The following is a 26,624-nucleotide window of genomic DNA, read 5'->3' on the forward strand; positions in this document are numbered from 1 at the left end:
GGCCTAGCCGCCGGTCATCGGCGGGAAGAACGCGATCTCGCGGGCGCCTGCGATGGCGGCGTCCGCCTTGACATGGGCGTGGTCGATCGCGGTGCGGATCACCTTCGGCTTCTCGAAGGCATAGGCATAGGCTTCCCCTTGGGCGGACAACCAGGCGATCAGTTCCTCGACGGTGCGCACGCTTGCGGGCGGCTCGATGGTCTCCTCGGCCTTGCCGACGCGCTCGCGCACCCAGGCGAAATACTTCACCTTCATCCCTCGTCCTCCTTGATGAGGTGATGGATGCCGGCGCGGAAATAGTCATAGCCGGTGTACATGGTCAGGATCGCCGAGGCCCACAGCAGGACGAGGCCGATCAGCGAAACCACGGGAATGACCTCGTCGCCGGCCGGACCTGCGAGCAGGAAGCCGATGGCGACGAGCTGCACCGTGGTCTTCCATTTGGCGAGCTTGGTGACGGGCACGCTGACGCGCAGCGCGGCGAGGTATTCGCGCAGGCCCGAGACCAGGATCTCGCGACACAGGATCACGATGGCGGCCCACAGCGACCAGCCATGGATGATGCCGTCGGCAGCCAGCATCAGCAGGCACGAGGCGACCAGCAGCTTGTCGGCGATCGGGTCGAGCATCCGGCCGAACGCCGATTGCTGATTCCAGATCCGGGCGTAATAGCCGTCGAGATAGTCGGTTACCGCCGCGCCGATGAAGATCGCGACCGCGACCCAGCGCAGCCACAACGGGTAATCCAGGATCGACTGCGCGTAGATGCATCCGACCACGACGGGGATCGCCGCGATCCGGCCATAGGTCAGGATGTTCGGGAGGGACATCGCGCGGCTGGTCGTCCCTCGTGTCGTGGCGATGTTCATCCGTCCTACCAATACCGCTCAAGCCAGAAGGTCAACCGTCCGTCCCCAATTGAGGTGCGGCATGCGACGACCATATGACTACAGCCCCTTTAGTTCATCCCGGCTGGGGATGGAAATAGTCGAAAATCCTGCGGGCGCTCTCGGCGCTCACGCCAGGAACCTTGCCGAGATCGGCGATCGAGGCGCGTTCGATCTCCTTCAGGGTTCCAAAATGATGCAGCAAGGCACGTTTGCGTGACGGGCCGATACCCGGAATCTCCTGCAAACCGGCCTCGCGGATGTCCTTCTTGCGCAGCTTGCGGTGTGAGCCGATGACGAAGCGGTGGGCCTCGTCGCGCAGGCGCTGGATGAAATAGAGCACGGGGTCGCGTGGCTCCAGCTTGATCGCCTCGCGCTCCGGCATGAACAGGGTCTCGCGGCCGGCATCCCGATCCGGGCCCTTGGCAACCGACATCAGCGACACCTGGGTCAATCCGAGATTGGCGAAGATCTCGCGGACCGCGTTGAGCTGGCCGCGCCCACCGTCGATGATCACGAGGTCGGGCCATTGCGGGAAATCGTCGTCCTTGGCTTTGGCCGCGCTCTCCTCGGGCGGGTTGATCAGGCGCTTGAAGCGGCGCTCCAGCACCTCGCGCATCATCGCAAAGTCGTCGCCCGGCGTAATCCCTTCCGACTTGATGTTGAACTTGCGGTACTGGTTCTTCACAAAGCCGTCCGGGCCGGCGACGATCATGGCGCCGACCGCGTTGGTGCCCTGGATGTGGCTGTTGTCATAGACCTCGATGCGCTTGGGCGCATGCGGCAGGTTCAGCGTCGCGGCCATGGCCTCGAGCAGGCGGCTCTGGGTTGCGGTATCGGCGAGCTTGCGGCCGAGCGCTTCCCGCGCGTTGGTCAGCGCGTGGGTGACGAGCTCCTTCTTCTCGCCGCGCTTGGGCGCGATGACCTCCACCTTGTGGCCGGCCTTGATCGAGAGTGCGTTGGCGAGCAGCTCCATCTCCTCGATCTCGTGCGAGAGCAGGATCGACTTCGGCGGCGGCTTGTCGTCGTAGAATTGGGCGAGGAAGGCCCCCAGCACTTCCTCGGGTGTAAAGCTCTTCTCCGCGCGCGGGAAATAGGCGCGGTTGCCCCAGTTCTGCCCGGTGCGGAAGAAGAACACTTCGACGCAGGAGAAGCCGCCCTCCTGGTGGATGGCGAACACGTCGGCTTCCTCGACCGTGCGCGGATTGATGCCCTGCTGCGACTGGATCGCCGATAGTGCGGCGAGGCGGTCGCGGTAGAGCGCGGCGCGCTCGAATTCGAGCTCGCCGGAAGCTTTCTCCATCTCGCCGGCAAGCTCCTGCTTCACCGCATGGCTTTTGCCGGACAGGAAGTCGGTGGCCTCGCGCACCAGCGTGGTATAGCCGCCGAAGTCGATCTCACGGGTGCAGGGGCCGGCGCAGCGGCGGATCTGGTAGAGCAGGCAGGGCCGGGTGCGACTCTCGAAGAAGGAGTCGGTGCAGGAGCGGATCAGGAACGCGCGCTGAAGTGCGGTGATGGTGCGATTGACCGCGCCGGCGGAGGCGAACGGGCCGAAATAGCGACCGGGGCGGGTCTGCGCGCCGCGATGCTTGAGGATCTGCGGTGCCCAATGGTCGCCGGTGATCAGGATGTAGGGAAACGATTTGTCGTCGCGCAGCTGCACGTTGAAGCGCGGCCGCAGCTGCTTGATGAGATTGGCTTCCAGCAGCAGCGCCTCGGTCTCGGTCGTGGTCGAGACGATCTCCACGGTCACCGTGGCCGCGATCATGCGCAGGATGCGCGCGGGCAGGGGCGCACTCTGGCGCGCGTAGCTGGACAGCCGCTTTTTGACGTTCTTGGCCTTGCCGACATAGAGCACGTCGGCGTTGGCACTGAGCATGCGATAGACGCCGGGCGAGGTCGGCGCGAGCCGGACCGCACGCTCGATTGCCTCGTGACCGCTCGCCAGCGGCTCTGCACCGATCGCGCCGCTCTCTTCCAGAATGTCCGGCAGCCGCGCTTCATCCTCCTCCTCGCCGCCGGCGGCGGGATCGAGGTCGGGCGGGGACAGCCCTTCGAGGGCGGCATCGGCTTTCGCGGCGTGCGGCGATTTGCCGGTACGCGCGTCGTCCGGATTGTCGGAGGAATCGTGAACCATGGAGCGAATTTAGGCGCTGGGGGGACCGATTTGAAGTTCCGGCCGTGCCGCGCGCACAGGACGGTGCGCGCAGTTCCCGGTAACGCTTCCTTAAGTCTGTTAACAGCGCGGTAACGGGTCTTAACAGGCCTTTAACTTAAAACTCTCGATAAATCCTACGCGAAAAGATGGTGGTTCCGTAACCAAGCGGTCCTGCCTGGCGCGGCGGCGCGGGCATCGCAGGCGTTGCGGCAGTTGCGTTGGAGTGTGTGATGAAGAGGCTCGTTGTGGGCGCAGCCGCGTTGGCTGCAGCCGGCTGGACAGCTTCGGCAGTGGCCGCCGATCTCAATTACGGGCAGCGTGCGCCCTATACCGTCAACCAGCCGCTCAACGCCTATAGCTGGGCCGGTCCCTATCTCGGCGGCAACGTCGGCTATGAATGGGGCTCGGTGAGCAATACGTCCGTGAAGCCCTCCGGCTTCGTCGGCGGCGTGCAGGCCGGCTACAATTTCCAGAACGGCCCGTGGGTCTTCGGCGTCGAAGGCGATATCCAGGCCGCCGGTGCCGACGATACGTTCGCATCCTGGAAGTTCTCCAATCCGTGGTTCGGCACCCTGCGCGGCCGCGCCGGCTATGCCTTCAGCAACGTGCTGTTCTACGGCACCGCGGGCCTCGCCTTCGGCGAGCTGCGCGCGCAGACCTTCGGCTGGACGGAGTCGCACACCACGGCCGGCTGGACCGCCGGCGTCGGCGCGGAAGTCGGCCTTGCGCCGAACTGGAGCGCCAAGCTCGAATATCTCTACGTCGATCTGTCGACGAGCCAGTTCGCGATTACAGGCGTGTCAAACGGCTATAGCGCCAGCATTGTGCGTGCAGGCGTGAACTATCACTTCTGATAGCCAAATAAGAAAGTACCGGACTACAACCTCCCGGCCGCTCGCGGCCGGGACTTTTTTGCGCCGATTGTTTGGAGACAGGTCCGCTAGGAAAGGATCACGAGATTGACCGCTTTCGGGCCCTTCCCCTTCTTGTCCGGTTCGACTTCGAATGTGATACGCTGTCCTTCGGCAAGGTCCTTCAGTCCCGCTCGCTCTACAGCGGTGATGTGAACGAAGACGTCGCGACCGCCGTCGTCAGGCTTGATAAAACCGTAGCCGCGTTCGCCGTTGAAGAACTTGACCGTTCCCGTCATGGCCATCGGGAAACTCCCCCTCATTGCTCCTCCGTCGCAACGCAGACGCGCGCCGCGACATGACCGGGCATTACGAAGCCCGGGAGCTGGCCATCCTTGGGCAGACCTCATCGGTCCGACTGGATCTTTCTTAGGCCTTCACTCCGCCGCAACCATTCGCGGAAGCGGAACGTAAAGCCAGTCACGGAAACAGCATAATACGGTTCTTTGCAGATTGACTACCGCCCCTGCATATTTTTCCCAAGAATGCCGGAGTGTTACGGCCTCACGTTAAGGCTTGGGCACCTCTAATCGGAATCTGGCAGCACCTCCCTGGCCGAGCGGCATTTCCAGCTCCGGCAGGATGGTCTTGAGCTCGCCTTGCAGCGTGTAGGGCGGATTGACGATCAGGAGCCCGGCCGAGGTGAGGGCCGCGCCGTCGGCTTGCGGCGCCACGCTGAATTCGAGACGCAGGCATTTGCCCTGCGGCTTTGCTGCAGCTGCGGCGCGCGCCACGAGTTGCGCCAGCGTGTCGGTGGCGCGCCTGGATTTGGCGGGGTACCAGATTACATAGATACCGGTCGGCCATTTCGCAAAGGCGGTGGAGAAGGCCTCGCCCAGCCTTTCGAACTCGTCCTTGGCTTCGAAAGGCGGATCGATCAGCACCAGCCCGCGCCGCTCCTTCGGCGGCACGAACGCCGGCAGCGCCATCCAGCCGTCGAGATCGACGACGCGGGCCTGTTCGTCGCGCCGCAGCACGTCGATCAACGCCTTGCGCGCCTTCGGCTCGAGCTCGCAGGCGACCAGCCGGTCCTGCGGCCGCATCAGGCCGCGCGCAATCAGCGGCGAGCCCGGATAGGCCTTGAGCTCGCCCTTGGGATTGAAGGCGCGGACGATATCCATGTACGGCCTGGTCAGCGCGACGCTCTCGTTCGAGAGCCGCGCCTGCATCAGCCGGGCGATCCCGGTGAGCCACTCCCCGCCGCGGCGCGCCTCGTCGCTGTCGAGATCATAGAGGCCGGCGCCTGCATGGGTGTCGATGACGCGGAAGGCGGCCGGCTTGTCCTGCAGATAAGTGAGGATGCGGGCCAGCACGATGTGCTTGATGACATCGGCGAAATTGCCGGCGTGAAAGGCGTGGCGGTAGTTCATGATCGGGGACCACGTTGTCTTGCGCGATCCCATCCCCTTGTCATTGCGAGCGCAGCGAAGCAATCCAGAATCTTGCTGCAGAGGCGGTCTGGATTGCTTCGCTGCGCTCGCAATGACGAAGCAGGAGCTAACCACCCCTGATCGGCGGCATCGTCACCTGGTCGCGGCGGCAGGAGCGACGTTCGAGCTCCTCGCAGGCGCGGAATTGCAGGTCCTTGCTGAGGCAGATGCGGACCTCGGAGAGCCGGGTCCGGTTGCAGGTGACCGAGACGGCTGCGTTGCTCAGGCCGGGATTAGCCCTGATGAAGGCTTCCTCCACCTCACCCGGCGCCACGGTTTTGGTCTCCGACAGGTCGAGATATTCGGCCGGGATCTTGATCGCCGCGCGCGCCTTGCGGATGGTCTCGAAATAGTTGCGATCTGTAAGCCCGGAGCAGGTGCCGTGCTTGTCCCATTCATTGAAGATCAGGCCCGGCGCCGGCATCAAATCGAGCATCGAGGAAACGATGCTGCGGTTGAGCCGCGGCGAGGGCCGCTGGCAATACTCCGGAAAGCCGTTCTCATATTGCGGCCACAGCCCGTGCACCACGAAGGAATAGGGGCGTCCCTCGCACTGGATGTTCGAGCGCCCGCCGCCGCGACCGCGTTCGGCGGCTTCTTCGCAGAAGGACGGCGACCATGACAACGACAGGACGTAGAAATCAAATTCTCCGGGCGCGTTCTGTCGCTTGTCCTGCGCCTTCGCGCCGCCAGCCAGCGCGATCAGCCCGGCGGCAAGAACCAGGGGGAGAGTCACGAGACGGGAGAACGAACGCAATCTAAAGTGAACCATGGCAACGCCTCTCAACTAGACTGTGCAATCAGCCTAGCAGCCAACAAGAACATTTCAAGAACAAAATTTGAGCGGATCGGCGATCTGCTGCTGGATCGGCCTCGAATCAAATTCTTCGGCTTAGGGCTTGGCGGCGCGGCAGGACGGGTTGTAGGCCCAGTTGCGGTCGAGCCCGACCACACACCATTCGACGCCATTGCCATAGCCGGCAAAGCCGCCGTCCTCGACGAGGGAGAAATGCACCTTCCGCACCTTACCGTCGGTGAGCATGGCGTCAGCGGTGCAGTAGCGGCGCGGAATGTTGTCGGATGCCCAGGGCCGGAACGCGACTTCGTGAACGGCGGCGAAGCCCGTGATCTTCAACGGCGAATTCCAGAACGAGCTTTCCTTTTCCCAGAACTGGGTGGCGATCGTCGGCAGCGCCTTGTCGCAATCGGCAACGGCGCCGTCATAGCGCGGTCCGCTCAGCCAGAAGTTCAGCTCCAGCGGATTGGCCGCCTTGGCCTCGCCGAGCGACAGCGCTCCGAACATGAGGCCGAGAACGGCGGCAAAGCGGAGCGATTTCAGGAAGGGGGCGCGCATGGGCAATCCGGACAGCTGGTCTTGCGAGGGTAGGACGGTGCCGCGAAGGTCGGGAGAGGTCAAGTGCAGCGCGGCAACACTTGGCCAGGAGTTGATCACAACGTCGCAGCCGAGCGGCCTTCCGTTCTTTTCACCGCCGCGCCGGCACCGTAAACTGCCGGCCATCAACGGAGTGACGGGAATGCGAATCATTGCGGCCGCGGGCCTTCTTGCCAGCCTGGTTGTTTCGGGGATGATGGCGAGCCAACCGGCGCGCGCCGACATCCTTCCGGTGCCGCCCATCAAGGGCAACGACACCGGCGGCATCATCGCCTATTCGATGGCGACGCAGGTCGATGCGCGGCAGGTCGCCGTCGATCATTGTGCGCGCTACGGGAAGGTGGCGAAATTCCTCGCGGTGCAGGCGTATGAGGGTGGCTACATCTCCTTTGCCTGCCGCTGGGTGCCCTACGGCGCCGCCGACCGGCCGATCCGCACGCTGTACTGAGGCGTTGTCGGGACGACAGCTCCATCTCAGCCAGGAGGCTCTCCCATGACGCGCAAGCTTGCTGTGCTCGGATCAGTCGTTTGCCTCGTGTTGTCCGTCGGCAGCGCTCTCGCGGACGATTTGCCGGTGCGCAAGGCCGGTCTGTGGGAAATGAAGATGGTCAGATCAGGCTCGGCGATGCCGGAGATGACCATGCAGCATTGCACCGACGAGAGCGTCGACAAGGAAATGAGCAACAACATCTCGCCGATGGCCAAGCAGGTCTGTGCCAAGCAGGAGGTCAAGAAGACGGCGACTGGCTATGTCAGCGATTCCGAGTGCAGCGTCGCCGGCATCAACACCACCTCGCACGCCGAGATCACGGGCGATTTCAACTCGGCCTATACGGTGAAGACCTCCTCGCACGCGCAAGGCGGCGCGGCAGGGGCCGCGGGGCGCGACACCACCATGACGCTGGAGGCGAAATGGCTCGGCGCCTGCAAGCCGGAGCAGAAACCCGGCGACATCGTGATGCCCGGCGGCTTCAAGATGAACGTGCGCGACGTCGACAAGCTGAAGGCGTTGCTGCCGAAATAGGTGGTGCGACAGTGAGTTCCGATCGAGCGGCCGAGATCAGGGCCATCGCCTTCGATGTCCAGGGCACCTGTGTCGATTTCTATCAGCCCGTGATGCGCGCGGGCGCCGCGATCAACGCGGCCAAGGGTCTCGAGATCGATTGGGCGGCCCTGTCCACGGAATGGCGCGAGCTCTATCGCGCATCGATGGACGCCGTGATCGCCGGCCGTCGCGATTGGTTGCGGGTCGATCGCATTTATCGGGAAGCGCTGGACAGGCTCATCGAGACACGCGGCCTGTCTGATCGCTTCAAGACGGCCGAGCGTGACGAGCTCAACGACGTCTGGACCAAGCTCGATCCCTGGCCGGATGCCGTCGAGGCCTGGCCCGACTGCGCCGGCGATTTTGCACGGCGACGCTCTCCAATGCGGGCATGGCCAGCGTGATCGCACTGGTGAAGAACGCCGGTCTGCCGTTCGATGCGATCCTGACGGCGGAGCTTGCGAGAAGTTACAAGCCTTCGTCGGCGGTCTATCAGCTCGCAGTCGATTATCTCGGCTATCGGCCGGATCAGATCCTCATGGTCGCCTGCCACAAATACGATCTGAAAGCTGCGCGCGCATTCGGCATGAAGACGGCTTTCGTGCCGCGCCCATTGGAGTTCGGGCCTGACGCCACGCCGGATGTGTCGCCGGAAAGCTGGTTCGACATCTATGCGACCAGCTTCATTGAGCTCGCTGACCGGCTGCAGGTCGGCTGACGCCCGTCGCCGCTTATACCGGTATCCTCACGCTCGCCCTCAAGCCCCCCATCGGGCTGTCGCTCAGCGTGATGTCGCCGCCGTGGGAGCGGGCGATATCGCGGGCGATGGCAAGGCCAAGGCCCGTGCCGCCTTCGTCCTGGTTGCGGGCGTTGTCCAGCCGCAGGAACGGCTTGAACACTTCCTCGCGCAAATGCGCGGGGATGCCGGGGCCGTCGTCGTCCACTGTCACGGTCAGATAACGATGGTCGCGCTGGCCGGAGATGGCGATCGCCTTGCCGTAGCGCGCGGCGTTGGTGACGAGGTTGGCGAGGCAGCGCTTGAACGAGGCCGGCTTGACCGTCACCACCGGCAGGCCGGTGAATGTCACCGTCGCGGTATGGCCATGGCGCTCGGCGTCGCTGCGCAATTCCTCGAGCGCCTGCGCCATGTCGGTGGGCTGCGATTGCTCGCCGGAATCGCCGCGCGCGAAGGCGAGATAGTCTTCCAGCATCATCGACATCTCGTCGACGTCCTTGCGCATGCCCTCGAGCTCGGGACTATCGCCGATCAGCGCCAGTTCGAGCTTGAAGCGGGTGAGGATAGTGCGGAGGTCGTGGCTGACGCCGGCGAGCATCGCGGTGCGCTGCTCCATGGTGCGCTCGATGCGCGACTTCATCTCGAGGAAGGCGACCGCGGCGCGCCGCACCTCGCGCGCGCCCCTGGGCCTGAAGTTCGGTGCCTCGCGACCCTTGCCGAAGCTTTCGGCGGCGTCGGCAAGCCGCAGGATCGGCTTGATCTGGTTGCGCAGGAACAGCACGGCGACGATCAGGAGGATCGAGGACGTGCCGACCATCCAGAACAGGAAAATCTCCGAGTTGGAGGCATAGGCGGCGCTGCGCTGCGCGAACACGCGCATTACGGCATCGTCGAGCTGGATGCGGATCTCGACGAGGTTCGAGCGACCCACCGTGTCAATCCAGAACGAGCGCCCGATCTGGCGACCGAGCTGCACCGACAGCGTCTGGTCGAGCAGCGAGAAGAACGGCTTGGGCCCCGGCGGCGGCATGTCGCCGGGAGGCAGGAAATCGACCACGAGACCGAGGCGCTGCTGGGCGATGCGGCGGATCTGGTCGCGGTCCTTGTCCTGCGGATAACCCTTGTAGACGTCGATCAGCGCGGCGATGTCCTGCACGACAGCGGCCGACAGTCGGCGTGTCACCGTGTTCCAGTGCCGCTCCATGAACACGAAGGCAACGACCGACTGCAGGATCACCATCGGCACGATCATGATGAGGAGCGCGCGGGCATAGAGGCCGGTCGGCATCCAGCCCTTGAACGCATTGCCCATCCAGCCATTGGCGGCGGACACGCGGCCGGCGGCGCTCTTGAGCAGCGTCAGGCCGGTATCGATCGTGCTCATCTAGCGCGCTTCACTTGATCTATGGCAAGGCCACGAGCCGGTATCCGATGCCGCGCACCGCCTGCAGGAACAGCGGATTGGCGGGATCGGTCTCGATCTTGCGCCTGAGGCGATTGATCTGCACGTCGACGGCGCGCTCGTTGACGCTGCCGTTACCCGTGAGCGCGCTGCGCGGCACGGTCTCGCCCGGCGTTTCCGAGAGAATGCGCAGCATCTCGCGCTCGCGGTCGGTGAGGTGGATGACCTCCTCGCCCTGGCGCAATTCGCCGCGATCGAGATGATAGACGTACGGGCCGAACGCGATCTTCTCCACCGCCACCGTCTGGACCGGCGGCGCGGCGCGCTTGAGGATGTTGTTGATGCGCAGCGCCAGCTCGCGGGGCTCGAACGGCTTCGCGACGTAATCGTCGGCGCCGATCTGCAGGCCCTCGATGCGGGCCTCCGCTTCGTGCCGCGCCGTCAGCATCACGATCGGCACCGAGGAGGATGTGCGGATGAACCGGGCGAGATCGAAGCCGGTCTCGCCGGGCATCATGACGTCGAGAATCAGCAAGTCGAAATGCAGCCCGAGCAGTTTCGCGCGGGCATCGCCGGCGCTGGCGGCCGTGGTGACGCGATAGCCTTCAGCGGCGAGAAAGCGCGACAGCAGATCGCGGATACGTCGATCGTCGTCGACGAGCAAGAGATGCGGGGCGTCGTCGGCCGGTTGCGCCGGCGTGCGGGCGAGCGTGGCAGCGAGCGGCACGGTCACTCCTTGTCTTCATTGACGGAGGCGAAGATCGTCTCGAGCACCTTGTCGGGATCGTCGCGGTCGATCATCGCGCGCAGGAAGCGCTTGACGGTCTCGGCGTCACCAGGCGCCATCTCGGCGAGCGCCTTGGTGATCCGCGTGGTCTGGAGACCGGCGAGCTTCTGCACCAGCGCTTCGCCCTTCGGCGTCGCGTAGAGCAGCCGCTGGCGGCGGTCGTTGTCGCCGGTCTTCTGCACGATATAGCCCTCGTCCAGGAGCTGCTTGAGCACCCGGCCGAGCGACTGTTTCGTGATGCGCAGGACATCGAGGAGGTCGGCGACCTTCAGGCCGGGGTAGCGATAGACGAAGTGCATGACCCGGTGATGGGCCCGGCCGAAGCCAAAAGCTTCCAGCTCCTGGTCGGGATCGCCGACGAAATCGCGATAGGCGAAGAACAGCAGCTCGATGATATCCCAGCGCAAATTGCCTCCATCGCCTGCTGCCGGCCGTGACGCGGCAGCGTCCTGAGAGGAAGTCGCGAAATTTATGTCAGGCATATTGACGTATCTTGGGTTCAATGTTACAAAACGATCGAGCCGCACGAAATTTTAGGTCGTTTCACGGCGGGTGCATTTCCAAGAGCGGCCGGAAGGTGCCGGACAGGCGGCGACGGCCGGATCAGATCTACCGTGCGATTGTCGAGCGGCATTTCGACAAAACATACTGGACTTCCGCCTTCCGCAAAAGCATGTCCTCAGGCGACATGCTGGCCACGGAAACCGGCCGTAACAAGGCTGGCGGCGGTCCAGCCAGAAACCACATCGAGCCAGCCGGGCCCGAAAACGGGCAGGGGGCGCCAGAACAGCGCCGCCATCGGCAGCGGGAGGCAAGGACATGAGCATGAAATTCGACATCCAGCCCGCATCCAATCCGACACCCGAGAAGGACCGCGTCGCCAAGCTGGTGGACCCCGGCTTCGGGCGGGTCTTCACCGATCACATGGCTGTGGTCCGCTACAACCAAGCCAAGGGCGGCTGGTACGAGGCGAAGATCGAGGCACGGGCCAACTTCCAGATGGATCCGGCCGGCGCCGTCCTGCACTACGCCCAGGAAATTTTCGAAGGTCTCAAGGCGTACAAGCGTGACGACGGCGGCGTGAACCTGTTCCGCCCCGATGCCAACGCACGTCGCTTCAAGGACTCCGCCGATCGCATGGCGATGGCGCAACTGCCCGAGGACGTCTTCATCGAGGCGGTCGAGCAGCTGGTGCGCATCGATCGCGCCTGGATGCCGGGCGGCGAGGGCAGCCTTTATCTGCGGCCCTTCATGATCGCGAGCGAGACCTTCCTCGGCGTCAAGCCGTCGTCGGAATACATCTTCGCGGTGATCGCTTCGCCTGTCGGCTCCTACTTCAAGGGCGGCCCCGCCCCGGTCTCGATCTGGGTCTCCGAGAACTACACGCGCGCAGCGGTCGGCGGCACCGGCGCCGTCAAATGCGGCGGCAACTATGCTGCGAGCCTGCGCGCCCAGGCCGAAGCGATCCAGCACGGCTGCGATCAGGTCGTGTTCCTCGATGCGGTCGAGCGCCGCTACATCGAGGAGCTTGGCGGCATGAACATCTTCTTCGTGTTCGACGACGGCTCGCTCTCGACGCCGCCGCTCGGCACGATCCTGCCCGGCATCACCCGCGACTCCATCATCGCGCTCGCCCGCGATGCCGGAAAGACCGTGCGCGAGGAGCCGTACTCGCTCGACCAGTGGCGCAAGGACGCGGCCTCCGGCAGGCTGAAGGAAGCCTTCGCCTGCGGCACCGCGGCCGTGATCTCCCCGATCGGCAAGGTGCGCTCGGTGAGCGGTGATTTCGAGATTTCGGGCGGTGCCGCCGGTCCCGTCGCCATGGGCCTGCGCAAGCAGCTCGTCGACATCCAGTACGGCCGCACCAACGATCCGCACAACTGGATCCGCAAGGTGTTTTGAGGCTGATGCAGTCATTCCGGGATGGTCCGCAGGACCAGGCCCGAAATCTCGAGATTCCGGGTTCGATGCATCGCATCGCCCCGGGATGATGGCCGCAATGGTTGCCGCCCCGCGCCGCGGCTGGTAAACGCCCGCATGGCCGAAAAACCCAAAAAACCCCAGAAACTGAAGGCGCGTCTGCCGCGTGGACTCGAGGATCGCGATCCCGCGGCGATCCGGGCGACGCGCGAGATGGTCGAGAAGATCCGCGCCGTCTACGAGCTCTACGGGTTCGAGCCGGTGGAGACGCCGGCGATGGAATATACCGACGCGCTCGGCAAATTCCTGCCCGACCAGGACCGTCCGAACGAAGGCGTGTTCTCGTTCCAGGACGACGACGAGCAGTGGATCAGCCTGCGCTACGACCTGACCGCGCCGCTCGCGCGCTATGTCGGCGAGCGCTACGGCACCGATGGTCTGGTCCTGCCCTACCGCAGCTACCGGGTCGGCTATGTCTTCCGCAACGAGAAGCCCGGCCCCGGCCGCTTCCGCCAGTTCATGCAGTTCGACGCTGATACGGTCGGCTCGGCGACGCCGGCGGCGGATGCGGAAATCTGCATGATGGCGGCCGACACGATGGAAGCGCTCGGCGTTGCGCGCGGCCAGTATGTGGTGAAGGTGAACAATCGCAAGGTGCTCGACGGCGTTCTCGAAGCCATCGGGCTTGCGGGCGAGGAGAACGCGGGCCGCAGGCTGACCGTGCTGCGCGCGATCGACAAGCTCGACAAGTTTTCCGCCGACGAAGTGCGCAAGCTTCTTGGCCCCGGACGATGGGACGGTGGCGAAGAAGGCAAGGGCGATTTCACCAAAGGCGCCAATCTAAGTGCGGCGGAGGCCGATGTCGTTCTCGCCATCACCAAGCCGCGCGAGGACTGGAAAGAGGCGATCGCCGCCGCTGAGACCTACCTCGCCAAGAGCGAGGTTGGTCAGGCCGGCGTGAGCGAGCTGGAGGAGATTGCCAAGCTGGTCACAGCATCGGGTTACGGCGCGGACCGCATCAAGATCGATCCGTCGGTGGTGCGCGGTCTCGAATATTACACCGGCCCCGTCTACGAAGTGGAACTGCTGCTCGACACCAAGGACGAAAAGGGCCGCCCCGTGCGGTTCGGCTCGGTCGGCGGCGGTGGGCGCTACGACGGTCTCGTCTCGCGTTTCCGCGGCGAGCCGGTGCCGGCGACCGGCTTCTCGATCGGCGTGTCGCGGCTCCAGGCTGCGCTGACGCTGCTCGGCAAGCTCAATACCAAGCCCGAGTTCGGCCCAGTGGTCGTCACTGTGTTCGATCGCGATCGCGTTGCCGACTATCAGAAGATGGTAGCCAGCTTGCGCAGCGCCGGCATCCGCGCCGAGCTCTATCTCGGCAATCCCAAGAACATGGGCAACCAGCTCAAATACGCCGACCGCCGCAACTCGCCTTGCGTGATCATCCAGGGTTCGGACGAAAAGGCGCGCGGCGAGGTGCAGGTCAAGGATCTGATCGAGGGCGCCAAGGCCGCGGCCGCGATCGCCTCCAACCAGGAATGGCGCGAGACGCGCCCCGCGCAGTTTTCCTGCAGCGAAGCCGATCTCGTCGCGAAGGTGCGCGAGGTGTTGGCGCGCCATGACGTAAAGTGGGGCTAGCCATTCACTGGCGTCCTCACGCCCGGGCTTGTCCCGGGCATCCACGTCTTGTTTGATGGCGAAGAACGTGGATGGCCGGGACGAGCCCGGCCATGACGGAGAGCGAAGAGGGAGGAACAAAATGCCTGAGATCACCATCAGCATGGCCGAAGGCCGCACCGACGAGCAGAAGGCCGGCATGATGCGCGACATCACGCAGGCACTGGTGAAGAATCTCGGCGTCGACGCCGATGCCGTCGTCATCCAGATCAACGAAGCCCCGCTCCGCCACAAGATGAAGGGCGGCAAGACCTTCGTGGAGCGCGCTGCGGCGGCGAAGAAGTGACGCGTTAGCGTCATTCCGGGGCAGCCCGTCAGGGCTGAACCACGATGCGCAACTGCGCATCGGGGAATCTCGATCGACAATCTCTGGATTCCGGGTTCGCGCTTCGCGCGCCCCGGAATGACGAGCAAGCACCATGGACGCACGTGATTTCATCAAGATCGGCATGAGCGCCGAGCGCACCCTGGTGGTGCCGGCCGAGCGCACGGTCGGGCACTTCGTGCCCGGCATGCCGATGGTCTATGCGACGCCCATGATGATCCTGGAAATGGAGATGACGTCTGGCGATGCGATCCGGCCGGCACTTCAGCCGGGCTGGGTCACGGTCGGCACCGAGGTCGACATCCGCCATCTCGCCGCCGCGCTCATCGGCGCGACGGTGCGGACCACTGCGAAAGTGATCGCGGTCGAGCGGCGGGTCATCCGGTTCGAGGTCGAGGCATTCGAAGACACGCGCAAGCTCGGCGAAGGCCGCCATGCGCGCGGGCTGGTCAATGTCGAGATGTTCAACAAGCGGCTCGGTGCATAGCCGCTACTTGGCCAATTCCTTCGACCGCTTGGTCGCCGCTGCGATCGCGCGGATCATCAGGTCGCGCAGGCCCGGCTCGCCCATCAGCACGGCGAGCGCCGCGGCGGTGGTGCCGCCCGGCGAGGTGACGTTCTGGCGCAGGGTCGCCGAGGGAAGATCCGACTGGTGCAGCAGCTCGCCGGAGCCCGCGACCGTCTCGCGCGCGAGCTTGGTCGCCAGTGCTTCCGGCAATCCCGCTTCCACGCCGGCGCGTGCCAGCTCCTCGGCCAGCAGGAACACATAGGCCGGCCCCGAGCCCGACACGGCGGTCACCGCGTCCATCAGGCCTTCGTCCTCGACCCATTCGACCGAGCCGGTGGCGCGCAGCAGCGCGTCGGCCACCGCACGTTGGCGCGCGCTGACGTTGTTCGCGGCGACGGCCACCGTGATGCCGCGGCCGATCGCCGCCGGCGTGTTCGGCATCGCCCGCACCACGGCGCCGCCGCAGACCTCTTGGAGCGAAGCAATCGTGGTTCCCGCCATGATCGAGACCACGGACGTCGTCTCCGAGACGAACGATTTCAGCTTAGCGCCGGCCTCGCGGAACATCTGCGGCTTCACCGCGACGATCATCGTCTCGACGGTGCCCGCCGCCGTCACATCCGGATTGAGCGCGACGCCCTTGGCTGCCAGCGCGCTGATCTCGGGTGACAGATGCGGCTCGACCACGGCGACGCGGCGCGGGTCGAGCCCGCCTGCCAGCCACCCGCTCAGCATCGCGCCGCCCATCTTGCCGGCGCCGGCGAGCAGGATAGTGCCGGTGATGTCTTGGAGGGGATTGGTTGTCATCGCTGCTGCCACACGTCCGCTGTGGTCCCCGCCTAGTGCGCAATTGCGCACGGGGGGCGGGGACCCATAACCACAGCTGGTTCTAGTGGATGGATGGCAGAGCAACAAGCGTTGTGCCACAAGCGGCATCGCGCGGTATGGATCCGGATCTTCGCTGCGCTCGTCCGGGATGAAGTTGTGGGTGAGGCGCGGCTACGCCTCGCCCACCGTATCGAACATGGCGGCGTCCATCGCCTGCGCGGTGGTCTTGCCGGCCCACACCACGAACTGGAACGCCGGGAAGTAGCGCTCGCAGGCGTGGATGGCGCCGGCGAGCATGGCTTCGCATTGCGCGGTGGAGGCGGTGAGGCCGCCCGGCAGCACCAGCGCCTGGCGATGCATGATCATGCCGGTGTTGGTCCAGAGATCGAAATGGCCGATCCACAATTGCTCGTTGACCGCGGCGACGAGCCGCTGCACTTCGCCGCGGCGCGCGACGGGAATCTTCATGTCGAAGGCGCAGGCCAGATGCAGCGCTTCGATCTCGCCCATCCAGGTGAACGAGATCTGGTAGTCGGTCCATTGTCCCTTCGAGACGATGGTCAGCTCGTCCTCGCCGGAACGTTCGAACGGCCAGTTATTGCTGGCAGCGATATCCTCCACCACCGCGAGCGGGTGATTTCGGGAATCGATATTGCCTTCGAGCAGGGACATGCCGTCTCGACCTCTTGCCTTCTTGTTGTCTTTGATACGCACGCGGTTGGGTCCGGCGCGCGCTCCCTAACGTCGTCGATCTCGGGATTCGCTTTCGCGATCTCCTTCCGACCGGCGCGGCCTGTCGCGGATCAAGTGATGTGATTTGCGGAATCTGCGCAACCGGGTCCCGAGTCCGTCCACAAGCCAGGACTCGTTCGTCCACAGCTCATCTCGGCCACAATCGTTAACGAACGAGAACAAATCGGAATCGGATTCCCGAAAGCCGCCGATCGTGAATTCCGCCGCGCGGGGGCCGCACCGCCCCTGCGGCATGGGACCATGCGGTTTTGGCCTGCGGAACACGCTTGCTTGCTGCTCCGGACCGGCGGATATTTCCAGTCAGGTCGCTCAATCCCGGGCGGCCGATGTTCTCAGGGCGGGGTGAAAGTCCCCACCGGCGGTAAGGGTCGAAAGGCCCAAGCCCGCGAGCGCCTTCCCCAGGGTTTATTCCGACGGGAGGGGTCAGCAGATTCGGTGCAACTCCGAAGCCGACGGTTAAAGTCCGGATGAAAGAGAACGGTCGGTGGCAGACGCATCGCAAGATGCGGCTGTTTGTCGTTCCGTATGCCCTGATTCTGGTCCCGAAGAGGAAAGCCATGAATCAGATGTTGCAAGATCCCCCACTCCAAACTTCCGAAACCAAGCCGCCGGTTCCATCGGATCCAATGAAGGAGCACCCGCGCTTCGCCAAGCCGCAGCGGGTGGCCTTCGTGCAGGCCTGCTGGCACCGCGACGTGGTCGAGGAGGCCCGCATCGCCTTTCTGAAGGAGGCCGAGGCGCGCCATCTCAATCATGTGGATGTGTTCGAGGTGCCGGGCTCGTTCGAGATCCCGCTGCATGCGCAGGTCCTCGCCAAGACGCGGCGCTACACCGCCATCGTCGCGGCCGGCCTCGTCGTCGATGGCGGCATCTATCGCCACGAGTTCGTCGCCGACACCGTGATCAAGGCGCTCATGGATGTGCAACTGCGCACCGAAGTGCCGGTGTTCTCGGCCGTGCTGACGCCGCAGCAGTTCCACGAGACCGAGGTGCACTACGATTTCTTCCGCAGGCACTTTGCGATCAAGGGCGTCGAGGTCGCGGCCGCCTGTGCGGAGACGCTGCTGGGTCTCGAGCGCCTGCGGGGCCAGGTCGCGGCGGGGATTGTGGGGTAGGCTCTCTCGCTCTGCCCGCTTGCGGGGAGAGGGTCGGGGTGAGGGGGACTCTCCGCGCGGACGGTGAGAGTTGGAATCGCGGAGAGTCCCCCTCACCCGGAATCCGTGCTTCGCACGGATTCCGGCCTCTCCCCGCAAGCGGGGCGAGGCGAAAGCAAATCAATCGAACAGGCTCGAGACCGACTCTTCAGCCGCGGTACGCGCGATCGCATCCGAGATCAGGCTGGCGATCGGCAGGGTGCGGATGTTCGGCGCCTTGGTCACCGCCTCGGTCGGCAGGATCGAGTCGGTGATGACCAGCTCCTTCAGCCTTGAGCCGCTGATGCGGGCGGCCGCGCCGCCGGAGAGCACGCCGTGGGTGATATAGGCGTAGACGTCCTTGGCACCCTTGGCGATCAGCGCATCGGCAGCGTTCACCAGCGTGCCGCCGGAATCGACGATGTCGTCGACCAGGATGCAGCTATAGCCGGAAACGTCGCCGATCACGTTCATGACCTCGGATTCGCCCGGACGCTCGCGGCGCTTGTCGACGATCGCGAGCGGGGTGTTGATGCGCTTGGCCAGACCGCGGGCGCGGGCGACGCCGCCGACGTCGGGCGAGACCACCATCACCTTGCCGAGGTCGAAACGCTCGCGGATGTCGCGCACCATCAGGGGCGCGGCGAACAGATTGTCGGTCGGGATATCGAAGAAGCCCTGGATCTGGGTCGCATGCAGGTCGAGCGTCATGACGCGGTCGACGCCGGCATGGGTGATGAGATTGGCGACGAGCTTGGCGGAGATCGGCGTGCGCGAGCCTGATTTGCGATCCTGGCGAGCGTAGCCGAAATAGGGGATGACTGCGGTGATGCGGCGCGCCGAGGAGCGGCGCAGCGCGTCGGTGATGATCAGCAATTCCATCAGATGGTCGTTCGCGGGAAACGAGGTCGACTGGATGATGAAGGCATCCGAGCCGCGGACGTTCTCCTGGATCTCGACGAAGATCTCCATGTCGGCGAAGCGCCGGACGACCGCTTTGGTCAGCGGCAGGTCCAAGCCCTGCGCGATGGCCTGCGCGAGAGCCGGATTGGAGTTGCCGGCGACGAGCTTGATGGAGCCGTTCTTGGCCGACATGGACGCTTCCTCCCGCGCTTTGCTGGATACGACGTTCAACATCTCAAGATACCCACTGGCAGCACGGTTACGACGGGCGAGGAAATATCAGGCCGGGGGCTGCGCTGGCAACCCGGGATGCTACGTTTTCCCTTTGAAAATCCTGAGTCGGGCCAACGGCTTGGCCGCAAACTGGGCCCGTGGTTTAGCGGTGGTTATTGCTGGGCGTAGCCGAGCGCCGAAGCCGGCATCTCGGCCGCCGGAGCCTCCGGCGTCGCACTTGCCACGGCCGGTCCGCGGAGGCCAGGAGCGGCGTTCGGCGCATCAGGCGTGCCGTTGATCATATTGGAAAGCCCGCTGAATCCGGCCTGGGCGATCTTCCGCAGCACGAGGTCGTCGGCGGCTTGCCAGGCATCGCGGCCGCCCTTGGCCGCCGTCGGTTCCTCGCCGGAGAGCCGCAGCGCCCGCTGCTGGTTGGCGTCGTAGACGTCCCAGACCCAGGCGATCACGGTCTTGCCGCGCACCACCTGGGCGGAGAGGTAGCTGCGCACGCGGTAGGCAGCCGTCCCCTCGCGGGAGACGATCGAGAGGCTACGCAGCTTGGACTCGCTGTCGAGCACGCCGACCATGCGGTCGAACACCTGCGGCGGCGGCCCGTCGATGGATTCGAAAGCGACCGTCGCGCCGGAGTCGCCGCTCGGCGCTGCCATGGCGTAGGAGTTGGCGGGCGCGTTGCCGCCGGCGCAGCCGGCCAGCACGGTCGCTGCCGCCAGCAGCACGACCGCCATCACACGGGAGCCCGCGCGGCGCAGAAATGATGACGCTTCCCTCATTGAGGGGCAGCGATATCGTTAAAATCGATTAAGGTCTAGGGCAGAGGCGACACAGGCCACTGTCATTCCGGGGCGCGCCTCTTGGCGCGAGCCCGGAATCCATTTCTCCGCATCCATTGTTGCACGATGGATTCCGGGCTCGATGCTTCGCATCGCCCTGGAATGACACGGGGTTTCTGTTGTGTTCACGCTTCCAGCGCAATCGCGTGAACGTGCCTACCGTAATCCGGCTCCTTGCGATGCACCGAGCGGCGATAGCTGAAGAAGCGCTCGTCGGCGTAGGTGTCGAGACCAAGATCGTCGATCATCAGGATGCCGGCGGCTTCCAGCCGCTTGCGGATGAAGCCGGCGAGATCGAACATCGCGTGACCCTCGCGCACCGACGGGATGAAGAACACCGCGTTGTCCGCATCGGCCTCGATGAAGCGCGCCACGAACTCGTTGCCGACCTCGTAGCTGTCCTGCCGGATCAAGGGGCCGATCGCGGCGATGATGCCATCGCGTGTGGCGCCGAGTTTCTCCATTGCCGCAATGGTGGATTCCAGCACGCCCGTCAGCGCGCCCTTCCAGCCGGCATGCGCGCCGCCGATCACGCGCGCGTTGGGGTCGACGAACAGCACCGGGCCGCAATCGGCGGTGGAGACGCCGAGCGCGATACCGGGTGTCTTGGTCACCAGCGCATCGCCTTTCGGCCGCGGGCCGCTCGGCCATGGCTCTGCGGCGACGAGCACGTCGGGCGAGTGGATCTGATGCAGGCTGAGGAAGCGGTCGGCTGCGACGCCGACATGCTCGGCCATGCGGCGGCGGTTCTCCGCGACGAGGGTCTGATCGTCGTTGGAGCCGAGCCCGCCGTTCAGCGCGGCATAGATGCCGCCGGAGACGCCCCCCTCGCGGGTGAAGAAGGCATGGCGCAGCCCGGGTACCGCCGACAGCAATGACGAAGTGAGCGTCATCAATAGCCTCCGGCCTGTTCGAGATCGCTGAGGCCCGCAATGCCCGTCAGCCGTGGCTCGGAGATGCCGAGCACCTTGAACATCGCGCCCATGCCGCTGCGTCCCGTATCGGTCAGCCGCTTCAGCGCCACGGAAATGTCGGTGGCGACCTCAGGCGTTGCTTTCTGCATCAAGGCGGCGGCGCGGGTGTCGATGCCGACGCGCTTGAGGAAGTCGCCTTGCGTCACCGGACCGTGCACGCGCGCGCCGACATCCTCGGCTGCACGCGCGAGCGCCTGGAAGTCGACATGGGCGGTGACGTCGGCCTGGCCCGGCGCCTTCAAGGGATCGGTGAAGCTGTGGCGCGCGATGGCCTGGAAAGTATCTCCGGCATCGCTGCGCAAATGGCCGTAGTCGATGATCAGCGCGGCGCCGTCCTGGTCGCGTACGCGCGTGGCGAGCTTCATGATCTCCGTGTCGGGCCGCCACTCGAACACTGCGCCGACAGGCGCCGCGCGCACCAGGGGCGGCAGCAACACGTCGAAGCGCGGCGTCGGCTCGGCCGCCGCGCCGAACTGGAGCTTGCCGTTGGGATCGATCTCGATCACCCGCTCGTGCCAGCCATCCTCGCGCTTCACCATCTGGTGGATCGGCAGCACGTCGAAATATTCGTTGGCGAGGATGACGCTGGGTCCCTCCGGCACGTCGTCGATGCTGTCGTGCCAGGCGATGTTGTTGCGCACGCCCGACAATGTCGCACTCTGCCGCTCGCGCAGGACGGGATTGACCTCGACCATGTGGATTTGAAGCGCCTGATAGAGCGGCGGCAATACGCGTAGCGCACGCAATGCATCAGCCATCATGGTGCCGCGGCCGGGCCCGAGCTCGATCAGCCGCAAGATTGGCGGCGAGCCCATCTGTTTCCACACCGAGGCGGTCCACAGGCCCAAGAGTTCGCCGAACATCTGGCTGACTTCGGGCGCAGTGGTGAAGTCGCCTTCGCGTCCGAGCGGATCGCGCGAGATGTAATAACCATGGTGCGGATGCATCAGGCACAGTTCCATGTACCGCCAGACCGGCATGGGGCCTGAGGACTTGATCAGGGCCTTGATCTCGTTGAGCAATGGCTGTTCGGTCACGAGCTGTATTCTCGAAGTGAATTAACGAATGGCCTCGGTGGGCTTTGGCGAGCCGCGCCTGACAGCCCATACAATAAGTATACCGCCGACAATAAGCATGGGGATCGATAGCAGCATGCCCATGGTTAATCCGCCCCAGAGGAATCCGAGCTGCTCGTCCGGTTCGCGGAAATGCTCGCCGGCGATCCGCGTCAGCCCGTAGAGCAGAATGAAGGCTCCGAGGATCATGCCAGGCCGTTTCAGCGCTCCGAAGCGGACCATCACCGCGAGCGCCGTGAACAGCAGGATGCCCTCCATGCCGGCTTCATAGAGCTGGCTTGGATGACGGGGCAAATGCGACGGGTCGTGGGGAAAGATCATGGCCCATGGCAGGCTCGCATCGGTGGCGCGGCCCCACAATTCGCCGTTGATGAAATTGGCGATGCGCCCAAGCAGCAGCCCGATCGGAGCGACCGCGGTGGTGATGTCCCCCAGCGACAGGATCGAGATGCCGTTGCGGTAGGCAAACCACATCACCGCGACGACGCAGCCGAGAAAGCCGCCGTGGAAGGACATGCCGCCCTCCCACAATTTGAAGATCGCAGCCGGATTACTGATGAAGAAGGGCAGATTGTAGAACAGCACGTAGCCGGTGCGGCCGCCGAGGATGATGCCAAGCGTGACCCAGAGGATGAAGTCGTCGATCTGCACCAGCGACATCGGCGCGGGGCCGCCCCACAGGCGTTCGTTCTTCAGCAGCGAGCGCGCATAAAGCCAGCCGATGACGATGCCGCCGATATAGGCCAGCGCGTACCAGCGGATCGCGAACGGCCCGATCGCGACCGCGATAGGGTTGAAGGACGGGAAGTCGATGAGCAGTAAGGGCATTGCGCCTGCTATTGCTGGACGAGATTGCGGCGATAGAGCGCCAGCAGTCGCTCCCAATGCCGCTCGGCGGCGTCGCGGTCATAGACCGGGCGCTTGGGAAATGCGAAGCCGTGATGGGTGCCGGGATAGATCTCGACCTCGGCCTTTGCGCCTTTCATGCCTTCCTTGACTTTCTCGATGATTTCAGGCGGCGCGTAGACATCGGTCTCGGCGCAGGCGAAATAGAGCTCGGCTTTGGTCTTGCCTGCCGCGAGATGCGGGCTGTCGGCCTGGTCGGTCGCCAGCTGCACACCGTAGATCGAGGCGGCGGCCTTGACGCTGTCAGGGAAATGCGCAGCGGCGTTGATGGCGTAGCGGCCGCTCATGCAATAGCCGACCGTGCCGACGATTTCAGTGTTCGCGGCAGCCTGGCCCTCGGCATAGGTGAGCAGCGCACGCGTGTCGTCCATGATCATCGGGATCGTGAGCGAGCCCATCAGCGCGAACATGCGCTTGCGCTCCGGCGCGTTCGGGTCGGCCGGCAGCGCGCCGAGCTCCATCACGCCGGAGCGGTAATAGAGGTTCGGCAGCATCACGTAATAGCCTGACGTCGCGAGCCGGCGCGCCATGTCGCGCAGCTCCTCGCGAATTGCCGGTGCGTCCATGTAGAACAGGATGACCGGGAACGGTCCGCCCCGCTCGGGATGGACGATGAAGGTCGCGGTGTGGCCGTCCTTGGTGGGAATTGCGATCTGCTGCTCGATCATGTCGTGCGTTTCCGGCTTGTGATTCTTGTTATGCAGGGACGTTGAATACGATTGCAAGGAAACCGGGGCGTGACAAGGATACCGCCGCGCGGCCCTTGAACCTGTCACCGCGGATTGCCATTGTCTTTTTGCGCGTTCGCGCAAAGTTTATCGAGCCGCCAAAAGACCGATCAGGAGACCGACATGACCCAGACCACCAACCGGTTTTTCGACGAGATCGGCCGCATGATGAACGATGCCGCCGGTGCGGCCCAGGGCGTCAAGCGCGAGTTCGACACCGTCATGCGCAACCAGGCTGAGAAATTCCTGCGCGACATGGATCTGGTCAAGCGCGAGGAATTCGAGGCGGTCAAGGACATGGCCCGTCTGGCGCGTGAGGAGAACGAGGCCCTCAAGGCGCGCATCGCCGCGCTCGAGGCCAAGCTCGGCGGGTAGGCGCCCTTTATCTTACCCTCCCCCTCCGAGGGAGGGTAAGGACCCGGTCTTCTCGGGCAGCCCATTCTCCTTGTCATTTCCGCATCTTCCGGGTAAAAGCCCGCCACGTCCGCGGCCCCCGCACCCCTGGAGGCTTGCTGCGGCGTACGCCATGGGCCGCCTTGCGGCCCATTAACTTTTGCAAAAACAAGGACTTAGACTATGGCGACGACCGTCAAGGAATTGAAGGCGACCGCACGTCCGAAGAGCGGCAAGGGGGCCGCCCGGGCTGAGCGTCGCGCCGGCAGAGTGCCCGGAGTGATCTATGGTAACAACCAGCCCCCGCTGACGATCTCGATCGAAGATCGTGAACTGCGCCAGCGCATCCTTGCCGGCCGGTTCCTGACCACGCTGGTGGACATCGACCTCGAGGGCAAGAAGCACCGCGTGATTCCGCGCGACTACCACCTCGATCCGGTCAAGGACTTCCCGATCCACGTCGACTTCATGCGTCTCGGCGAAGGCGCCACCATCCGTATCAGCGTTCCCCTGCATGTCGTGAAGGCGGAAACGTCTCCGGGCGTGAAGCGCGGCGGCACGGTCAACATCGTCGCCCACGCCATCGAGCTCGAATGCGGCGTCGAGAGCATTCCGCAGTACATCGAAGCCGACGTCGGCGCGCTGGAAATCGGTCACTCGCTGCATCTGTCGGACGTCAAGCTTCCCGCCGGCGTCAAGGCGCTGACCCGCGAGGACGCGACCCTCGTCACGATCGTGCCGCCGTCCGGCTACGCTGAAGAGCAGAAGGCTGCGGCTGCGGCTGCTGCTGGTGGCGCGGCTCCGGCGGCTGGCGCGGCTGCTCCGGCGGCAGGTGCTGCGGCTCCGGCTGCGGGTGCTGCGGCTCCGGCAGCGGCCAAGGCTCCGGCCGGCGGCGACAAGAAGAAGTAATCTCTCGAAAGAGCCGGCGCGTGATCCTCGATCGCGCGCTGGCTGAGGGGCGCGCCGCGTCATGCGACTCTTTGTTGGGCTCGGCAATCCCGGCGCGAAATACGCACGTAACCGGCACAATATCGGCTTCATGGCCGTCGACGAGATCGCGCGGCGTCATGGTTTCGCACCGTGGCGCCGCAGGTTTCAGGGCGAGACTTCGGAAGGCACGCTCGGACCTGAGCGCGTGATCCTGCTCAAGCCGACGACCTACATGAACGAGTCCGGCCGCAGCGTTCAGGAAGCAGCAGGCTTCTTCAAGATCGCGCCAGGCGACACCACGGTGTTTCACGACGAGCTCGAGCTTCCGCCGGGCAAGGTGAGGGTGAAGATCGGCGGCGGCATCGCCGGCCATAACGGCCTGCGCTCGATCTCGGCGCATATCGGTAACGACTATCGCCGTGTCAGGCTCGGCATCGGTCATCCCGGCGTCAAGGAGTTGGTGCACGGCCATGTCCTGTCGGACTTCGCCAAGGCCGACAATGAGTGGGTGACGACGCTGTGTGACGCGGTCGCCGAGCACGCCGCCCTGATCGCCACGGGCACGGACGCGACCTTCGCCAACAGGGTGCATCTTGCGATGCAGGCGAAGGGATTTTTGACCAAGGACGAGAACGGCAAGGAATAGGCTCGTGGGATTCAAATGCGGAATCGTCGGATTGCCCAATGTCGGCAAGTCGACCTTGTTCAACGCCCTGACCGAGACGGCCGCGGCGCAGGCGGCCAACTATCCGTTCTGCACCATCGAGCCGAATGTCGGCGAGGTCGCCGTGCCTGATCCCAGGCTCGACAAGCTGGCGGCGATCGCCAAATCGGGCCAGATCATTCCGACCCGGCTGACCTTCGTCGACATCGCCGGTCTCGTGCGCGGCGCCTCCAAGGGTGAAGGTCTCGGCAACCAGTTCCTCGCCAACATCCGCGAGGTCGACGCCATCGCGCATGTGGTGCGCTGCTTTGAAGATTCCGACATCACCCATGTCGAGGGCAAGATCGCCCCGCTCGCCGACATCGAGACCATCGAGACCGAGCTGATGCTCGCCGACCTCGACAGCCTCGAAAAGCGCGTCGACAACCTGACCAAGAAGGCCAAGGGCAACGACAAGGACGCCAAGGAGCAGCTCGACCTCGTCAACCGCACCTTGGTGCTGCTGCGCGACGGCAAGCCCGCGCGCCTCGTCGAGCGCAAGCCGGAGGAGGAGCGCGCCTTCGGCATGCTCGGCCTGTTGTCGTCCAAGCCCGTGCTCTATGTCTGCAACGTCGAGGAAGGCTCCGCCGCCACAGGCAACGCGTTCTCGAAGGCCGTGCAGGAGCAGGCTGCCAAGGAGGGCGCCGTCGCCGTCGTCATCTCGGCCAAGATCGAATCCGAGATCGCCACCCTCTCGCGCGAGGAGCGCGCCGACTTCTTGGAGACGCTTGGGCTGGAAGAGGCCGGCCTCGATCGCCTGATCCGCGCCGGCTACAAGCTGCTCGACCTCATCACCTATTTCACGGTGGGACCGAAGGAAGCGCGCGCCTGGACCATCCATCGCGGCACCAAGGCGCCGGGCGCGGCCGGTGTGATCCACACCGATTTCGAGAAGGGCTTCATTCGCGCCGAGACGATCGCTTTTGACGACTACGTCGCGTTCAACGGCGAAGCCGGCGCTCGCGATGCCGGCAAGCTGCGCCTCGAAGGCAAGGAATACGTCGTCGCCGACGGCGACGTGATGCATTTTAGGTTCAATACGTAAGTCTTGTCA

General features: G+C 64.7%; 32 protein-coding genes and 1 riboswitch. Of the genes, 14 read left to right on the forward strand and 18 right to left on the reverse strand.

What is annotated here, in order from left to right; genetic code table 11:
- Nucleotides 1–3: 3 nt before the first annotated feature.
- From moaD to uvrC, 3 genes are all read right to left on the reverse strand, one after another.
- Complete coding sequence (gene moaD / locus IF809_RS11080; protein WP_128968373.1) at nt 4–255, reverse strand: molybdopterin converting factor subunit 1; 252 nt, start codon at nt 253–255, stop codon at nt 4–6.
- Nucleotides 252–869, reverse strand: coding sequence for a CDP-diacylglycerol--glycerol-3-phosphate 3-phosphatidyltransferase (gene pgsA, locus IF809_RS11085; RefSeq protein WP_128968372.1), 618 nt, complete (start codon nt 867–869; stop codon nt 252–254). The genes moaD and pgsA overlap by 4 nt, the downstream gene beginning before the upstream one ends.
- Before the next feature lie 94 nt (nt 870–963).
- Nucleotides 964–3,024, reverse strand: a complete 2,061-nt coding sequence (gene uvrC / locus IF809_RS11090; protein WP_128968371.1) for an excinuclease ABC subunit UvrC — start codon at nt 3,022–3,024, stop codon at nt 964–966.
- 251 nt (nt 3,025–3,275) lie between these two features.
- On the opposite strand from uvrC, the gene IF809_RS11095 reads away from it, so the two are divergent.
- Entirely contained in the window at nt 3,276–3,899 is a 624-nt protein-coding gene (locus IF809_RS11095; RefSeq protein WP_462837602.1) for an outer membrane protein, read from the forward strand.
- Between the two features lie 86 nt (nt 3,900–3,985).
- Here IF809_RS11095 and IF809_RS11100 read toward each other — a convergent pair whose 3' ends face one another.
- The 4 genes from IF809_RS11100 to IF809_RS11115 form a co-directional block, all read right to left on the reverse strand.
- A complete protein-coding gene (locus tag IF809_RS11100; protein WP_008544396.1) occupies nt 3,986–4,201 on the reverse strand; it encodes a cold-shock protein in 216 nt (71 codons plus the stop codon).
- Nucleotides 4,202–4,465: 264 nt separating this feature from the next.
- Nucleotides 4,466–5,326, reverse strand: coding sequence for a 23S rRNA (adenine(2030)-N(6))-methyltransferase RlmJ (locus IF809_RS11105; RefSeq protein WP_128968369.1), 861 nt, complete (start codon nt 5,324–5,326; stop codon nt 4,466–4,468).
- A gap of 127 nt (nt 5,327–5,453) precedes the next feature.
- The gene (locus tag IF809_RS11110) at nt 5,454–6,158 is read right to left on the reverse strand and encodes a ribonuclease T2 family protein (RefSeq protein WP_128968368.1); all 705 of its coding nucleotides are present in this window, start codon (nt 6,156–6,158) and stop codon (nt 5,454–5,456) included.
- A 120-nt stretch (nt 6,159–6,278) separates the two neighbouring features.
- Entirely contained in the window at nt 6,279–6,740 is a 462-nt protein-coding gene (locus IF809_RS11115; RefSeq protein WP_128968367.1) for a hypothetical protein, read from the reverse strand.
- A gap of 181 nt (nt 6,741–6,921) precedes the next feature.
- Between IF809_RS11115 and IF809_RS11120 the strand changes: the two genes are divergently transcribed.
- The 4 genes from IF809_RS11120 to IF809_RS11135 are packed head-to-tail and all read left to right on the forward strand — an operon-like array spanning nt 6,922 to nt 8,542.
- Nucleotides 6,922–7,227, forward strand: a complete 306-nt coding sequence (locus IF809_RS11120) for a hypothetical protein (RefSeq protein ID WP_128968366.1) — start codon at nt 6,922–6,924, stop codon at nt 7,225–7,227.
- A 45-nt stretch (nt 7,228–7,272) separates the two neighbouring features.
- Nucleotides 7,273–7,803, forward strand: coding sequence for a DUF3617 domain-containing protein (locus IF809_RS11125; RefSeq protein WP_128968365.1), 531 nt, complete (start codon nt 7,273–7,275; stop codon nt 7,801–7,803).
- 11 nt (nt 7,804–7,814) lie between these two features.
- On the forward strand, nt 7,815–8,228 hold the full coding sequence (locus tag IF809_RS11130) for an HAD family hydrolase (RefSeq protein ID WP_462837603.1): 414 nt from the start codon (nt 7,815–7,817) through the stop codon (nt 8,226–8,228).
- Nucleotides 8,174–8,542, forward strand: coding sequence for an HAD-IA family hydrolase (locus IF809_RS11135; protein ID WP_462837646.1), 369 nt, complete (start codon nt 8,174–8,176; stop codon nt 8,540–8,542). Before IF809_RS11130 ends, IF809_RS11135 begins: the two co-directional genes overlap by 55 nt.
- A 13-nt stretch (nt 8,543–8,555) precedes the next feature.
- Here IF809_RS11135 and IF809_RS11140 read toward each other — a convergent pair whose 3' ends face one another.
- From IF809_RS11140 to IF809_RS11150, 3 genes are read right to left on the reverse strand one after another with little or no spacing between them, the layout of a single operon-like run.
- Nucleotides 8,556–9,944, reverse strand: a complete 1,389-nt coding sequence (locus IF809_RS11140; protein WP_128968363.1) for an ATP-binding protein — start codon at nt 9,942–9,944, stop codon at nt 8,556–8,558.
- A 19-nt stretch (nt 9,945–9,963) separates the two neighbouring features.
- Complete coding sequence (locus IF809_RS11145; protein ID WP_128968362.1) at nt 9,964–10,695, reverse strand: response regulator; 732 nt, start codon at nt 10,693–10,695, stop codon at nt 9,964–9,966.
- Nucleotides 10,692–11,231, reverse strand: a complete 540-nt coding sequence (locus IF809_RS11150; protein WP_244659346.1) for a MarR family winged helix-turn-helix transcriptional regulator — start codon at nt 11,229–11,231, stop codon at nt 10,692–10,694. Before IF809_RS11150 ends, IF809_RS11145 begins: the two co-directional genes overlap by 4 nt.
- Before the next feature lie 337 nt (nt 11,232–11,568).
- Here IF809_RS11150 and IF809_RS11155 point away from each other — a divergent pair, with 337 nt between their 5' ends.
- The 4 genes from IF809_RS11155 to IF809_RS11170 all read left to right on the forward strand — a co-directional run bounded on the left by IF809_RS11155 (nt 11,569) and on the right by IF809_RS11170 (nt 15,158).
- A complete protein-coding gene (locus tag IF809_RS11155) occupies nt 11,569–12,651 on the forward strand; it encodes a branched-chain amino acid aminotransferase (protein WP_453980569.1) in 1,083 nt (360 codons plus the stop codon).
- 135 nt (nt 12,652–12,786) lie between these two features.
- Nucleotides 12,787–14,307, forward strand: a complete 1,521-nt coding sequence (hisS, locus tag IF809_RS11160) for a histidine--tRNA ligase (RefSeq protein ID WP_453993244.1) — start codon at nt 12,787–12,789, stop codon at nt 14,305–14,307.
- A gap of 121 nt (nt 14,308–14,428) precedes the next feature.
- On the forward strand, nt 14,429–14,632 hold the full coding sequence (locus tag IF809_RS11165) for a tautomerase family protein (RefSeq protein WP_025033847.1): 204 nt from the start codon (nt 14,429–14,431) through the stop codon (nt 14,630–14,632).
- Nucleotides 14,633–14,765: 133 nt separating this feature from the next.
- On the forward strand, nt 14,766–15,158 hold the full coding sequence (locus IF809_RS11170) for a thioesterase family protein (RefSeq protein WP_453993242.1): 393 nt from the start codon (nt 14,766–14,768) through the stop codon (nt 15,156–15,158).
- A 3-nt stretch (nt 15,159–15,161) separates the two neighbouring features.
- Here the strand turns inward: IF809_RS11170 and proC are convergent, their stop codons facing one another.
- Nucleotides 15,162–15,986, reverse strand: a complete 825-nt coding sequence (gene proC / locus IF809_RS11175; RefSeq protein WP_128968357.1) for a pyrroline-5-carboxylate reductase — start codon at nt 15,984–15,986, stop codon at nt 15,162–15,164.
- 192 nt (nt 15,987–16,178) lie between these two features.
- Entirely contained in the window at nt 16,179–16,679 is a 501-nt protein-coding gene (locus IF809_RS11180) for a type III secretion system chaperone family protein (protein ID WP_128968356.1), read from the reverse strand.
- Between the two features lie 405 nt (nt 16,680–17,084).
- A riboswitch (FMN riboswitch) is annotated at nt 17,085–17,243 on the forward strand.
- A 74-nt stretch (nt 17,244–17,317) separates the two neighbouring features.
- On the opposite strand from IF809_RS11180, the gene IF809_RS11185 reads away from it, so the two are divergent.
- Complete coding sequence (locus IF809_RS11185) at nt 17,318–17,875, forward strand: 6,7-dimethyl-8-ribityllumazine synthase (protein WP_128968355.1); 558 nt, start codon at nt 17,318–17,320, stop codon at nt 17,873–17,875.
- A gap of 159 nt (nt 17,876–18,034) precedes the next feature.
- Here the strand turns inward: IF809_RS11185 and IF809_RS11190 are convergent, their stop codons facing one another.
- From IF809_RS11190 to IF809_RS11215, 6 genes are all read right to left on the reverse strand, one after another.
- Nucleotides 18,035–18,988 (reverse strand): ribose-phosphate pyrophosphokinase, encoded by a 954-nt coding sequence (locus IF809_RS11190; protein WP_164938886.1) that lies wholly within the window; start codon nt 18,986–18,988, stop codon nt 18,035–18,037.
- A 194-nt stretch (nt 18,989–19,182) separates the two neighbouring features.
- The gene (locus IF809_RS11195) at nt 19,183–19,800 is read right to left on the reverse strand and encodes a hypothetical protein (RefSeq protein WP_462837604.1); all 618 of its coding nucleotides are present in this window, start codon (nt 19,798–19,800) and stop codon (nt 19,183–19,185) included.
- 185 nt (nt 19,801–19,985) lie between these two features.
- Nucleotides 19,986–20,753 carry a peptidoglycan editing factor PgeF gene (gene pgeF, locus IF809_RS11200; RefSeq protein WP_462837605.1) on the reverse strand — a complete coding sequence of 256 codons (768 nt, stop codon included), beginning with the start codon at nt 20,751–20,753 and terminating at the stop codon, nt 19,986–19,988.
- Nucleotides 20,753–21,871 carry a class I SAM-dependent methyltransferase gene (locus tag IF809_RS11205; RefSeq protein WP_462837606.1) on the reverse strand — a complete coding sequence of 373 codons (1,119 nt, stop codon included), beginning with the start codon at nt 21,869–21,871 and terminating at the stop codon, nt 20,753–20,755. The genes pgeF and IF809_RS11205 overlap by 1 nt, the downstream gene beginning before the upstream one ends.
- 21 nt (nt 21,872–21,892) lie before the next feature.
- Nucleotides 21,893–22,738 carry a prolipoprotein diacylglyceryl transferase gene (gene lgt, locus IF809_RS11210; RefSeq protein ID WP_128968350.1) on the reverse strand — a complete coding sequence of 282 codons (846 nt, stop codon included), beginning with the start codon at nt 22,736–22,738 and terminating at the stop codon, nt 21,893–21,895.
- Between the two features lie 8 nt (nt 22,739–22,746).
- A complete protein-coding gene (locus tag IF809_RS11215; protein ID WP_453980556.1) occupies nt 22,747–23,484 on the reverse strand; it encodes a dienelactone hydrolase family protein in 738 nt (245 codons plus the stop codon).
- A 183-nt stretch (nt 23,485–23,667) separates the two neighbouring features.
- Here IF809_RS11215 and IF809_RS11220 point away from each other — a divergent pair, with 183 nt between their 5' ends.
- The 4 genes from IF809_RS11220 (at nt 23,668) to ychF (ending at nt 26,615) form a co-directional block, all read left to right on the forward strand.
- Nucleotides 23,668–23,919 (forward strand): accessory factor UbiK family protein, encoded by a 252-nt coding sequence (locus tag IF809_RS11220; protein ID WP_057741966.1) that lies wholly within the window; start codon nt 23,668–23,670, stop codon nt 23,917–23,919.
- Nucleotides 23,920–24,120: 201 nt separating this feature from the next.
- Nucleotides 24,121–24,846 (forward strand): 50S ribosomal protein L25/general stress protein Ctc, encoded by a 726-nt coding sequence (locus tag IF809_RS11225; RefSeq protein WP_128968348.1) that lies wholly within the window; start codon nt 24,121–24,123, stop codon nt 24,844–24,846.
- Nucleotides 24,847–24,907: 61 nt separating this feature from the next.
- Entirely contained in the window at nt 24,908–25,513 is a 606-nt protein-coding gene (gene pth, locus IF809_RS11230) for an aminoacyl-tRNA hydrolase (RefSeq protein WP_462837607.1), read from the forward strand.
- A gap of 4 nt (nt 25,514–25,517) precedes the next feature.
- Nucleotides 25,518–26,615: a redox-regulated ATPase YchF gene (gene ychF / locus IF809_RS11235; RefSeq protein WP_453993231.1), complete on the forward strand. Its 1,098-nt coding sequence runs from the start codon at nt 25,518–25,520 to the stop codon at nt 26,613–26,615.
- Nucleotides 26,616–26,624 lie beyond the last annotated feature (9 nt).

This window comes from Bradyrhizobium sp. UFLA06-24 (genome assembly GCF_054967145.1).

Bases quoted from the DNA above. Each gene is read 5' to 3' on its own strand.
- moaD (WP_128968373.1), bottom strand. From the start codon at position 255: ATGAAGGTGAAGTATTTCGCCTGGGTGCGCGAGCGCGTCGGCAAGGCC.
- pgsA (WP_128968372.1), bottom strand. From the start codon at position 869: ATGAACATCGCCACGACACGAGGGACGACCAGCCGCGCGATGTCCCTC.
- uvrC (WP_128968371.1), bottom strand. From the start codon at position 3,024: ATGGTTCACGATTCCTCCGACAATCCGGACGACGCGCGTACCGGCAAA.
- IF809_RS11095 (WP_462837602.1), top strand. From the start codon at position 3,276: ATGAAGAGGCTCGTTGTGGGCGCAGCCGCGTTGGCTGCAGCCGGCTGG.
- IF809_RS11100 (WP_008544396.1), bottom strand. From the start codon at position 4,201: ATGGCCATGACGGGAACGGTCAAGTTCTTCAACGGCGAACGCGGCTAC.
- IF809_RS11105 (WP_128968369.1), bottom strand. From the start codon at position 5,326: ATGAACTACCGCCACGCCTTTCACGCCGGCAATTTCGCCGATGTCATC.
- IF809_RS11110 (WP_128968368.1), bottom strand. From the start codon at position 6,158: ATGGTTCACTTTAGATTGCGTTCGTTCTCCCGTCTCGTGACTCTCCCC.
- IF809_RS11115 (WP_128968367.1), bottom strand. From the start codon at position 6,740: ATGCGCGCCCCCTTCCTGAAATCGCTCCGCTTTGCCGCCGTTCTCGGC.
- IF809_RS11120 (WP_128968366.1), top strand. From the start codon at position 6,922: ATGCGAATCATTGCGGCCGCGGGCCTTCTTGCCAGCCTGGTTGTTTCG.
- IF809_RS11125 (WP_128968365.1), top strand. From the start codon at position 7,273: ATGACGCGCAAGCTTGCTGTGCTCGGATCAGTCGTTTGCCTCGTGTTG.
- IF809_RS11140 (WP_128968363.1), bottom strand. From the start codon at position 9,944: ATGAGCACGATCGATACCGGCCTGACGCTGCTCAAGAGCGCCGCCGGC.
- IF809_RS11150 (WP_244659346.1), bottom strand. From the start codon at position 11,231: ATGCCTGACATAAATTTCGCGACTTCCTCTCAGGACGCTGCCGCGTCA.
- IF809_RS11155 (WP_453980569.1), top strand. From the start codon at position 11,569: ATGAGCATGAAATTCGACATCCAGCCCGCATCCAATCCGACACCCGAG.
- hisS (WP_453993244.1), top strand. From the start codon at position 12,787: ATGGCCGAAAAACCCAAAAAACCCCAGAAACTGAAGGCGCGTCTGCCG.
- IF809_RS11165 (WP_025033847.1), top strand. From the start codon at position 14,429: ATGCCTGAGATCACCATCAGCATGGCCGAAGGCCGCACCGACGAGCAG.
- IF809_RS11170 (WP_453993242.1), top strand. From the start codon at position 14,766: ATGGACGCACGTGATTTCATCAAGATCGGCATGAGCGCCGAGCGCACC.
- proC (WP_128968357.1), bottom strand. From the start codon at position 15,986: ATGACAACCAATCCCCTCCAAGACATCACCGGCACTATCCTGCTCGCC.
- IF809_RS11180 (WP_128968356.1), bottom strand. From the start codon at position 16,679: ATGTCCCTGCTCGAAGGCAATATCGATTCCCGAAATCACCCGCTCGCG.
- IF809_RS11185 (WP_128968355.1), top strand. From the start codon at position 17,318: ATGAATCAGATGTTGCAAGATCCCCCACTCCAAACTTCCGAAACCAAG.
- IF809_RS11190 (WP_164938886.1), bottom strand. From the start codon at position 18,988: ATGTCGGCCAAGAACGGCTCCATCAAGCTCGTCGCCGGCAACTCCAAT.
- IF809_RS11195 (WP_462837604.1), bottom strand. From the start codon at position 19,800: ATGAGGGAAGCGTCATCATTTCTGCGCCGCGCGGGCTCCCGTGTGATG.
- pgeF (WP_462837605.1), bottom strand. From the start codon at position 20,753: ATGACGCTCACTTCGTCATTGCTGTCGGCGGTACCCGGGCTGCGCCAT.
- lgt (WP_128968350.1), bottom strand. From the start codon at position 22,738: ATGCCCTTACTGCTCATCGACTTCCCGTCCTTCAACCCTATCGCGGTC.
- IF809_RS11215 (WP_453980556.1), bottom strand. From the start codon at position 23,484: ATGATCGAGCAGCAGATCGCAATTCCCACCAAGGACGGCCACACCGCG.
- IF809_RS11220 (WP_057741966.1), top strand. From the start codon at position 23,668: ATGACCCAGACCACCAACCGGTTTTTCGACGAGATCGGCCGCATGATG.
- IF809_RS11225 (WP_128968348.1), top strand. From the start codon at position 24,121: ATGGCGACGACCGTCAAGGAATTGAAGGCGACCGCACGTCCGAAGAGC.
- pth (WP_462837607.1), top strand. From the start codon at position 24,908: ATGCGACTCTTTGTTGGGCTCGGCAATCCCGGCGCGAAATACGCACGT.